6 protein-coding genes are annotated in these 12,723 nt (G+C 44.3%); 2 read left to right on the forward strand and 4 right to left on the reverse strand.

Annotated features, from left to right (window positions below; all coding sequences use genetic code 11):
- Positions 1-2: 2 nt before the first annotated feature.
- Positions 3-1,436 carry a sensor histidine kinase gene (locus tag OL444_RS17090; RefSeq protein WP_264731236.1) on the forward strand — a complete coding sequence of 478 codons (1,434 nt, stop codon included), beginning with the start codon at positions 3-5 and terminating at the stop codon, positions 1,434-1,436.
- Positions 1,437-1,478: 42 nt separating this feature from the next.
- Complete coding sequence (locus OL444_RS17095; protein ID WP_264731234.1) at positions 1,479-2,177, forward strand: response regulator transcription factor; 699 nt, start codon at positions 1,479-1,481, stop codon at positions 2,175-2,177.
- A gap of 9 nt (positions 2,178-2,186) precedes the next feature.
- Here the strand turns inward: OL444_RS17095 and OL444_RS17100 are convergent, their stop codons facing one another.
- The 4 genes from OL444_RS17100 to OL444_RS17115 all read right to left on the reverse strand — a co-directional run bounded on the left by OL444_RS17100 (position 2,187) and on the right by OL444_RS17115 (position 12,653).
- Entirely contained in the window at positions 2,187-2,522 is a 336-nt protein-coding gene (locus OL444_RS17100; RefSeq protein WP_264731232.1) for a DUF1493 family protein, read from the reverse strand.
- Between the two features lie 1,180 nt (positions 2,523-3,702).
- Complete coding sequence (locus OL444_RS17105; RefSeq protein ID WP_264731229.1) at positions 3,703-4,566, reverse strand: hypothetical protein; 864 nt, start codon at positions 4,564-4,566, stop codon at positions 3,703-3,705.
- Between the two features lie 19 nt (positions 4,567-4,585).
- Positions 4,586-9,019: a DUF6443 domain-containing protein gene (locus OL444_RS17110; protein ID WP_264731227.1), complete on the reverse strand. Its 4,434-nt coding sequence runs from the start codon at positions 9,017-9,019 to the stop codon at positions 4,586-4,588.
- Between the two features lie 28 nt (positions 9,020-9,047).
- Positions 9,048-12,653 (reverse strand): RHS repeat domain-containing protein, encoded by a 3,606-nt coding sequence (locus OL444_RS17115; RefSeq protein ID WP_264731224.1) that lies wholly within the window; start codon positions 12,651-12,653, stop codon positions 9,048-9,050.
- Between the last annotated feature and the right edge of the window lie 70 nt (positions 12,654-12,723).

Genomic DNA, 12,723 nt, shown 5'->3' on the forward strand with positions numbered 1-12,723 from the left:
CTATGCAGAAATCAAGATCTATCTACCTCCTCATTGCTATTGTAAGTTTTTTTACGTTGGCTATCGTGCAGATCTACCTGGTCTTTCACATGTTTGAGTTACAGAATGACCAATACAATCTCCCGGAAAAGAAGGTGATCAAGGAGTCGTATGAAGATGCCATTGCGAACGATAATTTATTCCCTGGGGCGGGCAAAATAGTGGACCGGTATATTGAAGGAAGTAACCTCTTGCACCTGGAACAGCTGTACAGAACAGATTCGGCGGCCTTTCACGCATACCGGCAGCGGATGTTGGATAGTACCGTGAAAACGCTGATAGCCAGGAACAATATCGATAGCCTGTTACAGCTGATTATTACCCGGAATAAGCTGAACCCGCAGTTGCGTTATGCCTTGCTGCTGGTGGCAATTGACGTAGCTTTTGAAAGCAATAAATACATGCCGTTGTACGACAGGGAGCAGGTATATCCGTTGCTGGACAAACGGATACAATCAAAGCTGGGTATCCGGATCGGTGGTACCCTGCAAGGTTTGAGCAAACATAGCAGCATTACTTCCCTGACATTAAGCAGTCTGCGGGCCTACAGCTACCGCATTCAGTTTGCCCTCTATGTAGATACCCCTCACCGTAAGCTGGCTATCCTGAAAATGATGTGGCCTGTTTTACTGTTATCGATATTCTCCATTGCCGGCGTGGTAGCCTTATTCTTTGTCACTTATCTGAACTGGCTCCGGCAGCGTAAACTATCGGATATGAAATCTGATTTTATCAACAACATCACACACGAATTACATACACCCCTGGCGGCCATCATTGTTGCTAACAAAAGCCTGCGCAACGAAAAAATCATTGACCGGAAAGAAAACATCGTTTCGCTGACAGAGGTCATCCAGCGTCAAAGCGAACGGCTGCACCGGCTCATTACGCAGGTAATAGACCTGACTGCCTGCAACGAGATCACCCTACATAAGGAAGAACAGGCGGTACACCGGCTGTTGGATGAGATGCTATTGGATTTCAGGTTGAAATATACAGATGCCCAGATTGATCTGTGTCTGGAGGCAAACGCTACGCGGGATATTGTTTGGCTGGATACCTTCTGTTTTACGACCCTGATTTTTAATCTGCTCGACAATGCCATGAAATATAATATACACGAGCGAAAGAAAATAAAGGTCACTACACGCAGTAATAAAAAGCACCTGGAAATAAGTATCGAAGATAATGGCATTGGTATCTGCGCGGATACACAAAAACATATTTTTGATAAATTCTACCGCAACACCAAACCGTTGCCGGTGAAGGTAAAAGGGTTAGGCCTGGGATTGTTTTATGTGAAACAATGCATTGAAGCGCATGAGTGGGAACTACTGGTCTGGAGTCAGCCTGGCAAAGGAACTACCTTTACGGTTACTATTCCTTTGCCACAGTAGTTGAAGAATGGCCCCGTTTTATATACATTAAACACCACGGATATGAAAACAAGGATTTTATTTGCGGAAGATGAAACTGACCTGGGTAACGTCGTGCGGCAATACCTGGAGGTGATGGACTTTGCAGTAGATTGGCACACCAATGGCCGGGATGCACTGGCTGCATTTCGCAAACAACCCGGTGAATATGATATACTATTGCTGGATGTAAGCCTGCCACTGCTGGATGGTTTTCAGCTGGCCAATGAAGTATTGCAGCTAGCGCCGCATACTTTTTTTATTTTCCTGACTGCCCGTAAAGAAAAAAACGATCGGTTACATGGATTGAAAATTGGCGCCGACGACTATATTACCAAACCCTTTGACATTGATGAGCTGGTACTGCGTATCAGAAATATTATCAAAAGGAGAGACGGCGGCAGTTTCCCATTGCCGCTTACCTCCAAGCTGGAGGCAGGAGATATCCTGTTTCTGAAAGACGCGCTGAAACTAGTCATCCGGCATCAGCCAGAGATCATGCTGACGCCGCGGGAAGCAGAACTACTGGAATACCTGTTTCGCCATCAGAACAAAGTAGTGAAACGGGAAGATATTCTCGTACAGCTATGGGGAGATAATGACTATTTTCTGGGCAGAAGCCTGGATGTGTTTATCTCCAGACTGCGTAAGTTGTTGGTACATTCGGAGCAGGTGAGTATTGAAAATGTGTATGGAGTGGGGTATGTTTTTAAGGTGGTATGATTGGGCCAATCAGCTATTGATAATATTTTCATCTAACCTACCTGCAACTGTAGCTTTTTCTAAATGTCCAACAGTTAGTTTTTTGGTTGCCTTCTTTTTTTTACCGGTTAAAAACCGCATGATAGCAGGTATGATTATATCTCCTTCTGGTTCAAAATATTCTGCGGCCATAAAATGAGAAACGTCTACATTAAATACTTTCCCAAAGGCGATTATGAATTCTACGGCATCATCGCCCGTTATTCCAAGATCGTCTTCTAGCATTGTTTCTGAGGTAATCTCTTCGTTATCAATATGAGCTTGCCTGATTACAAAGTCTTTTAATTTACTGAATGGCTTATCCATAGTATTGATATGGTCAGTTTTTAGTGTACAAACGCAAGTAAATCATTTTTATGTTTAATGGTCTCTTTAGTTTTAAGACCTGTCCAGGAGCTAATACAAAATCTTCACATGGTGGATCTATAATAATTACTAAAGATTCTGCCGATGTATTATCAAAACTTAAAACTAAATCTTTGCTTACCATATTTTTAATAGATGTTGTTACTGGAACATGGGATGCCTTGGAGGTACTATAAATTAAATTCCCCGGTTGTGAAATGAGATTAATACCCACTTATTTTCCTTACAGGAATATTCAAATATCGTTGTTGAACCTCCTCCATTCGAGAAGTTATAGTCACGATTTTTATAGGTTATGTAATAATCCATAATGTTGATTGTTAGTCGATTGTTATTTAGTATTGTAAGTACTTTCCATGCATATATGCCCTTTGAGAGTGCTTTCCTATTTCTATCATCGTAAACATTAATAAGTTTAAACTTACTGTTGGAGGGTATATCGTTTAAAGGCTGATTTTGTTCGTTTAATAAGTACAGGTTATTAAGATAGTCGTTATTAGGCTGTTTTTTGGTTACGTCCAGGTATCGGGTATACATAATATTAATAGCGGAATCTATCATTGACTTGTATTCGTCTTTATTTTGTTGTGCGTTTACTTTAAAGCAGTAGATTAATATACTAGTAACAAAAAGCAGGTGCTTCATATTTTATCAGTAGTTTTTTGAATTGCTCTATGTAACGGATTTAGAGAGGTTTTACTTTCGGATGGATTTAGGATCGATGTCTATTCAGTCAGAGAAATTGTCTACTATTTATTTTGATCTTTAGTGGCTGTCGATAACTCATAAACTAATGATCAGTTGGAAAACAAAATATGAGACATATACTAGTATAGGAAGAGATAATACGAAAGTTCTATCTATTACAATAGAATGCTGATCAAACCATTGATGGATATAATATTTCATTATCTTAAGTGCTATAATAATTCCAATTATTGAAAGAGGTAATACCACAAACCAGCTAATTAACCTATTTGATGGACTTCTTTCAGGAATTACTTGAACATAACTAACAAGTATGTCTTTGATAGCTATGATAATAAAAATAATAAATGATAGTAGTGAATTAAGATACAGAGATCTATTTTGAGTGCTTGGTTCTCTATTTTCCAAGAAGTTATTTGTAAAGATCATTGCAGGGAGAATTATTGGATAAAACCCATCCAATTTTATCATTGGATTTATTTGCGAGAAATGTAATGTTCAATTGTGATACGGATATTGGTTTACGATCTTTTCTGCCGTATCCAAATTCGAGTTCTTTGCAAAAAGATAATAGATTTCCAGAAAAAGAAAGATCCAGCAGGCCATCTTTGTTGATGTCAATATTTTGAAACTGCAGTTCAAATGGTTGATAGCTGATACAATCCATACTATTATTGTAAATAGGGATTCCATTTTTGCAATATTGATTAGATAAGGTATTGAAACTACTTTGAAAGTCTAGGCCATCGAAATCATATAAATAAAAATAGCCTTTTGATTTTGAGATATGAGTACCTCCAATGAAGTAGTCTGTGTCACTTTCTATTAGCTTCACAAGTCGTAAATGTTCCAAAAAGAATACAGCGGCTTGCGCCCTTTTCTTACTAACGACTAAAATTCCTTTTTTATCTATTACTTCCGGCAGGTTTTCGGATAACTCGAAATTATAAATGTCAGTTTCTCCCCATTTTTTAAGTAGTACTTTTTTGAAGTGTGTTATCTTTTTTATGTCATTGGGGGTGAGCCCATTAAATAAATGAGGGAAGGCTTCCAGAAATTTTTTTTTTCTAGTCAGGTCTGTATTAAGATCATCTATGATGAATTTTACAACTTCACTACGGCTTATCGGATCGACAGACTCTTTGTTTTGGTATCCTTTCTCATATTTATCAGATGATGCAAAAGAGGGTGTAGCATTTATTGTTTTCTTATCGGATTGAGATGTACACCCAGTGAAAAGAGTAATAAGAGTAATGCCAATAATTAAGTTTCTCATTCTATGTAATATGAAAATGTCAATAATTGTTCTTAGTTGCTTTCTGCATGCTATTGTACCTTTCCAGAATCTTTTTCATGTAGTTTGGATCTCCACCACCATTATATCGTTTGATGGCGTCTAACCAATCTCCATTGTTTCCTGCTCTCCAATTCATATTTCCTTTTGAATCGGAAGACATACCTTTTATAAAAAGTAGCTCGATGCCAGAATGAATACTTTGTTTAGCTGTCATTTGTTGTCCTTTTTCTAAACCTAATCTTATTTTCATATCTGACCAATCCCCTTTAACATTTGATTGCATTATATCTGTTTTGCCAGTCCCAGTGTTACCACTTACTGTGCCCGCTCCAGATTCTGTTAAAGCCATCGATTTTACTAGGTTGACATCTAATTTTTGAGGTAAGTCAGACCCTATTGTATGGTCATCGTCTGGAGTGGGTAAAGAGTTTGTTTGAGTAGAGAGTTTCGCCATTTCTAATCTTTCATTAAAAAGGAAGGTTTGAGCAGATATTAGATAATCATGTTGTTGATATACTGGTTGATCATAATTAAATCCACTTACATTTGCAATCTTTGGCATTGTGGCTTCGGAAAATGTTTTACCAGATGCGAAATTTCCAAATGTTAAATCTCCAGTTTGTACAAATGTTCTAAATTGAGTTTTGGATGGAATTCGATAGATTTCATTACCTGCTCTGTCAAAAAATACGATATCTTGAGGGCCTTTTCCATCTGGATCTACATATTTTAGAGGATTGTTGAATGTGTAATTATACGGAGAGAAATTTGACATTTTATCAGCTAACGGATCAATTACCGACCATCTCCCAGTTTGCTGGTTATACATTCTCGCGCCATAGTCATACCACTCTAATCCGCTACCGTCTCCAAATTCTCCTCGTTGCAACTCTTTTCCATTATACTTGATTCTATTCTCAATATAAGAAGTTCCTTTGAAAGCATTAGAACTAATCCCTGCCATCGTCAACCCAAATGGATAATAATGTGTCTCTTCCAGTAAAGGGCCATCTGTCTTGGTAACAATAACATCATCAAAGAATAGGTTGTAAGGACTCTCATTGCTGGTATAAACATACATGAAGCCGCTTTTGTTGACAACAATTTTATCAGATTGAAGTACTTGAAGTTTATCGGGGAATTTTTTTACTTGTTTAACACCACTACTTTGATCAACCAGTTTAAATTGGTCGTCAAACAAAATGTAATTAAGATAAGCTTTTATGTTTTCCTGATGACGTCGTTCAGGATCTTTTTCTTTTATTTTTTGATAATCACTATGAAAGAAGCTGGCGTTAAAAGGGGTAAAGTTACCCGGAGACGTTGCGCCATGGTCGCCACCAGCCGCAGCGTTGCCGCTAAATGTCTGTATCAGGTCCGCCAGCATGGTGGCCGCCGGTGTGCTAGCCGCCGCCGGGGCCTGGTCCGTTTTATAGAACGCTTTGGCCGCTATTTGCAAGGTATCTCCAGCCATTACTTTTAATACAAGGGAAGGACCGGTTTTTTTGCCGTTATTACCGGGCGATAGCCGGGCCACAGATTTATTGCTGCTACTATCGGTGGGGTAGCCTGCCGGCCTGGGAACCCGCGTGTTGTCGATGTTGCTGAACAGCGTGTTTTCCAGAGCCGCCTTATCCGTTTCCATGGTGGCTTTGTAAATGCTGAAATCTGTTTGTTCGGTGAGCACGCTGCGGATATTGCCGAGGTGGTCTTTCAGGAAGTAATCATATACATAGCTGATGGGTTGTTTGTCTCTGAGTACGAGCCTGATCCGGCCTTCTTCGTGGGGCAGGTATTGCAAGGTATCGTTGCAATAGACGATGCCTTTGATATAGTCGGTTACCGTGGTGGTAGCCGGGGAGGTGGAGAGGTCGGTGACGGTTTTACGTAGTTTGTTGCCCACGGCGTCGTAGACAAGCTGAATGGTGCCTTTACCGGTGACGGTAACGGAAGTGGGCAGATTCAGGTGGTTATAGATGATGCCGTTGGCAGGGATGTTTTTGTTGGCGTCGCGGGTCAGGTTCCCGTTGTCGTCGTAGCTGTAGTCATTGTTGCCGGTGCCGTTTACTTCTTTGAAGTCTCCCAGCTGGGAGGAGGGATCATTGGCAGCATCAGCCACGCCTTGCAGTTGGTTGCTGTGGGCAGGGTAGGTATAGGTGAGGTTATCGATGGTGGTGCTGGCGGCGCCTTTCAAGCCCTGGTGCGTCATGGCCAGTATATTGCCATTGGCGTCATAAGCCGTGTTGGGGTCGGTGCCATTACCCATTTGCATGCTGAAATTGATGCCGGCGGAAGTATTCCAGCCACCGTTGAACTGGGTGAAGTTACCTTTCAGCAGGCGGTTGGCGCCATCATAGGTGTAGCCATAGGAGCGTCCTTGCGGATCTCCTTTGCTGCGCCAGGTGATCCCGGCAATGTTGCCATTATACTGTTGTTGCGTGTATCCGTAATCGTAATGTAGCTCGGTCCCGAAAAAATGATTACCACCGCTGCGGGCGTAGTCGCTATTGATACCTTTCAGCCAGCCGCGGATGTTATAGGTGTAGGTAAGACTTTCGAGGTTGTTGCCCAGGGTGGTTGTTTTTAACTGGCCGGTTTCATGGTAGGTGTATTGCGCAATGGTTTTAAGGGCGCTGTCGTTGGGTTGTCTGGCTACTTTTTGCAGACGGCCGGCTGCATCGTAGCTAAGGATATTCAGCCACTTTATGTCTGATGTTACCCGGCTACGCGGATTGCTGTGGCGGTTATAGGTACTGAGTACTTTCCCGTCGAAGCTATACAAGGTGGTGGTGATATCCTGGCCGCTGTTGGCATTTTCACTGATGGTCTGTACCAGACGTCCTTTGCGGTTGTAGTAGGAGGTAGTGGTGAGCCAGGTATCGGTACCGGGTATACGAACTTTGGTACCAGTAGGGAAGCCTTTGGGGGCACTGACGGGCGAAGAGGCATAGTCCGGATAAGGATAGCCGCCGGTTTGCAACCGGGAGGTATCTGCCGGCTGCGCCGCCAGCGCACCGGTATAGTTGTAGTGATCGTAGTAATGATACGTTAGCGGGATGAGTGCCGCGGTATTGATGCCCGGCAGGGAATGGGTAGCCGTTACCGTAGTGGTGCCGCTGGTGAGCGTTGTGTCAATAAAAATATCGGTATCGGTGCCGCCACCGGTGTCAAACCCCATTTCCAGGGTGACAGATTCCGTCGCTTTGTATTGCGGCCGTCCGTCGAAGTTATTGACCGATAAATCGGTGACGCCCGGAAAAGTATAGCTGATGGCCTGGGTGCTGCTGGTGGCGGTATTAAGACTGTTCTGCAGCGTGGCCCTGCTGGCAGCAGATTTATACAAAGCCGTAGATATAGGCCGGTTCAAGGCATCATAGAAAGTAACCAGCCATTGTTGTTGGTTACGGAGGTTACCATCCCGCGTGAAGGCAGGCCGGTCGCGCACATCATACACGATCTCCGTTGTATCTGCTCCCGGTATTTTTCTGAAGATGGTTCTTCTTTTGCCATCATAGCCATATAGATAACAAAGCCCGGCGGCAACAGTTGGTGTCATGACCCAGTTGCTTTTAATGGCATCTACTGCTTTGGGTGGGATGACAGCCCGCAGGTTATAGAGATCATCATACACATAGTAGGTACAAAGCCAGCCGGGATGTCCATCGGCGGCATTGGCCGCGGTAGCCGTTTTACGGAGTAGTATCCGGTCTTCGGCATCTTTAAACACAACGCTACGATTGCCGTTTTCATCGGTGGTGATCTCTTTCAGCAAGGCACCTGCGGCATAGGTGCGACCAGTGTTGCTGGTGGGAAGTGCTCCGGGGGCGATGTCCCAGATACGTACGCCATCGGCAACAGTATTTACCAGGTATTGTTGGGTAACACCTTTGCCGCTACCGCCCCAGCTGTTGCCGGGTGGCAGTGTTTTAGTGACCCGGCTCAGGGGAGAAGGTTCGTATTGCGTTTCCTGGTAATAAATTTGTTCGCCGGGGTATTGTTGCCGCAGGAAAGCCTGTTGCCCGGTGAAAGGAGTTGCTTTAAACTTCCCGTTATTGTCTGCCGCTGTATAAGGCAGATAGGTATAGGCTTCTCTGCCCTGGTCGTCGTATACAACGGGTGTAACGATATCCTTACCGGCAGGACTGGCTCCTTTTTGTACCTGTTGTAATAATCTGCCCAGACCATCGAAGTATTGGGTCGATTCCCGCACGGCTTTTATATCAGTCGCATTTAATACCACGAGGGTATCTGCAGTGGGGATGGAGGGCTCCCGCTTACGGATGCTATTTACCTGCATACCAGTATAAGGTAAGGGTAATAAAACCGGCGTAGCGGCAGGTAAACCATTGCCACCGGGTATTTGCCGGGCCTGTACGGCTACTGTTATACCAGTGAGCAGACAGCTGAGGAATATGGATAAAAATGTCTTCATGTTTTTCGGAATTAAAACAAGCAATACATTATTGGGTAACCGGTTGTTGGTAGCGGTATTGAATGAGTTGTTCAATTTTTCCATCCAGGTTGTTGATCAGCTTTAGTCGCCTGTTGTTGTCATATTCATAGAAGGTGGTCTTGCCGGATGCATCGGTGACGGAAGTAATACCTGTGAGCGGGCTGTAAGTATAGGTGCTGACCTGCGCTGTGGTACCGCTAAGGGCGGTGCGAATCTTGTTGAGTTCTGTCCGCAGGGCCTGGTCACTGGCCGGTCGATTGATAACGGTCGTATCCACGTAACGGATGACGGTAGCATAGGTAGCGCCGGTGATGAACGCGACAGGGTACTGGTGATCATATCCCCAGATAATGGCTTGCGGCGCGTCATAGGTATTATGTTGCTGGGTAATGTTACCGAAAGTATCGTAGCTGTCGAAGTTCAGTGCGGGCACATAGCGTTTGTCCGTATTCACCGATGTGGCGCTGATGGCGGTAGGCGTGAAGTTCGTCAGGCCAGTGGTGGCATCCAGACTGAAAACCGTATCCGCAAAAGGCTGGGCGGGTTTATACCGGATGTATTGTGCGCTGATGGTACGTATATTACTGTTATCCGCTTCCTGCCGCTGGGTATATTTTTCTATGAGAGCCGCTACAACATGTTTGTCTTGCAGATTGCGGACGGCAAGTGCCGCAGGTGTGGCCGTGCCGGCAGCAATGGTGAAATCCGGCGGATAGCGGTAATGGGTGAGGAGGTAATCTCCTTCCGCATTACGGGTCGTGGTTTTGATGGGATAGGTATGCGAATAGCTCCTGTTGTATTCGTAAGTGGTATTGGTCGTGAAGTTGCCGGCTGGTGTATATACGATAGACGAATCGGCCGACTTGAGGGCATGGCGGCTGGTGCGCAACGCATAATAGGGCCGTGTGCTATATTGCATATTGGGGAATGTCAACCGGATATCATCCAGTATCAGCGAAACAGATAGCTCATCGGAGAGGTTATCATCCAGGAGATACTGAAAGAAGTCCTGTTTCACCAGCTGCTGTTTGTTGTTGCGATAATCCACTTGTTTCAGCAGGCCCCGTTTCCAGGCATTATCTTCCGATACGCGGGTACGTGTGGGCAAGGTCAGGCTCTGTACATGTTGATCTGCATACAAGCTTTGGTTATCCCTGCCATTGGTGTAATAGTAAGTAATCTGACTGCTGTCTGCGCTGGTTTCTGTTACTTCTGCATAGCCGATCACGCCGCCCTGGGCATTTCCCAGTGGTATCAGCGGATTGATGGAAAGATTGATGAAGCCGCAGATGTCCTGTTTATGGCCTTCCAGATTGTTACCGATGGTTATCGTATGTTCTTCCCCGTAGTAATAGGATTGGCTGATATTAGAAAAGGGTGTTTCTAATACGCCGTTAGAACGTTTCGCGGAATGATAGGTGTAGGATTTGGCAAAAGATGCACTGGTATCTACGGGATCGGTGAACGTGATTTTTTTAACCCGGAGGCCACCGGCAGTATAGATACCATTGGTTTTGTAGGGGAATAACAGGTCCACTTTCATCTCCGCCAGCAGCCCACGTTTGGGCGCATTACAATAGATCCTGTATTTTCCTTCGGGCAGATAAAGCTGCACGGAGAAATCAGGATTGGCTTTATATTTTAGCTGGTTATAGGAGTATTCATCAAAAGGATTACCGATAGTATCTACCGGAGAAACGGTATATGTTTTTAATACCTCAAATGCACCGGTACTGTCGTTGTACCGTTCCAGCCGGGCGGTTGCTTTGGGCGGATCAAAAGGATAGGGATTACGCAGGTGAGTTTGATATTCCGTGAAGGTAACCCCGACGTTGATGCCCAGATCGCCCCACAGCTTTACCTGCTGGGCTTTATGTACAACGAAGTTCCGGATGGCTACCGGTTCCGGCGCAGTAGGGCCGCTGATCATAAAAATAGCGCGGCAATATTTCATGTATACGGAATCCAGTACCAGTTGGGTATAGCGGTCTTGTTCAATGGTACTGTCTCTGGTAAAGGAAAAGGCGCTGTACGTGTTATCTTCATATTCAAAGGTGGTTTTCCCGCCGGTAGGGTAAGTGATCGCCGACAGCGTGCCTATTTGCCCGTAGGTGGCATCAGAATTTTTATAGGTACTGTTGGGGAAATTGAGTCCGTATAATTGTTGTGGGGAGAAGTTTTTATAGATTTTGAAATTAGGTTGATACTGATCGTTGCTTAAAGGACTGCTATCATTGCCTATCTGTACATTTTCATCTTCTGCATTGTAAAAACCCCAGAGGTCTTCGCCTACAGCGCCTATCGGCGGCAAGGTAACACCGTGTACAGATTCGATATAGGTGAAGCGGTGGGTCTGATCATTGACGGCTACCTCCTGTAGTTTTAATCTTTTCAATAATTTACTGCTGGAGGCGCTATTAAAATAATCGTAGGAGAACCCAACCTTCCTGATGCGTTGACTACCAGCTGTGACAACAATACTATCATAGCGATACCGGTACATATCTGCGCGGGTAGTATCGCCATAAAATTTGATTTTATTATTATTCCAGTTGATTTCATGCAGGAACAAGGCGGTGGAATAGAAATGCGGTTTATCGTTGGTGTATTTGGGGGTAAAGGGCATGCAGTTAGGATTGTTGCCATATGCGTAGTCTGCCCTGGTAAGATCCTGATGTTTCAGCACATTGGTCAATATCCATAGAGGAGCGGACCACAGGGCGTTCTCATCATACAATTCATGATTATAGTATTTTTTATAGGAAAAGGTGATCGTCTGTTGATGATCAGGTAGGTATATTTTGCTGAGATACCAGCTGGTATTATAGAGGCGGCCACCAGATATAAAGTGCATATTGGCGCTTTCATCGAGGGCTGTTTCTGTAGAATCAAAAAAGTATTGTACTCCTCTTGTATCCGTAAATTTGAATTTACGGTTATCGTATTCCATTTTAAGATCACTACCGGACAACGTCATCGGCACCCCTTTATTGGTGAAGGTAAACTGCCCGGTGTAGCCCATGAAGTTGAAATAGAAAAGGTCCTGCTCCATATCTATCCGGGAGTAGGGAGAAGGATTTACCTGTTTTCTTTCGGCATCGATTCCCGGTGTGCTGAATATCATGTCGATACGTTCCGGGAGTGTGAAGTTGCTTTCAAAACCGCCTATATTAGTGCCAATACGCGCTTTATACTGACTGTTATAGTAGTCGTCTGCGTCGGCCATGCCTTCTTTATAGGGGTCGTGATCATCCGGGTAGCCGCGCACAATCCGGGTGATCATACCACCGGCATTGAGGGTCCAGCCCAGGCCGGCCGGCCCGGCAATATCCCGCACCTTAATGCCGGAAGCATGGTAGCTGAGTGATATGGGCAGCGTAACATCTTTTACAGTCAGTTCATACAAGGGTATGCTGATGTTGGGAATGCCGCTGTAATGGCCTACCGGCACCTCTACAAACTTTCCTAGCGAAGCTGTTTGAACGGCCGGGGGAACATGGTACAGCACAACGTTGCCGGTTTGAGCAGCGGTGGTAAAATGGGTAAGGGTTGCTGCTGCAAACAATGCATAGGATATTTTCTGGCGGATGAATACCAATATATCAGGGATCATAGCAGGGGCTTTATCTTATCAATAAAGCTATTTTCACGGCAAATGGATAGCAGTGCTATTTATTCGGGTG

It is taken from the genome of Chitinophaga nivalis, from assembly GCF_025989125.1.
Classification (GTDB): domain Bacteria; phylum Bacteroidota; class Bacteroidia; order Chitinophagales; family Chitinophagaceae; genus Chitinophaga; species Chitinophaga nivalis.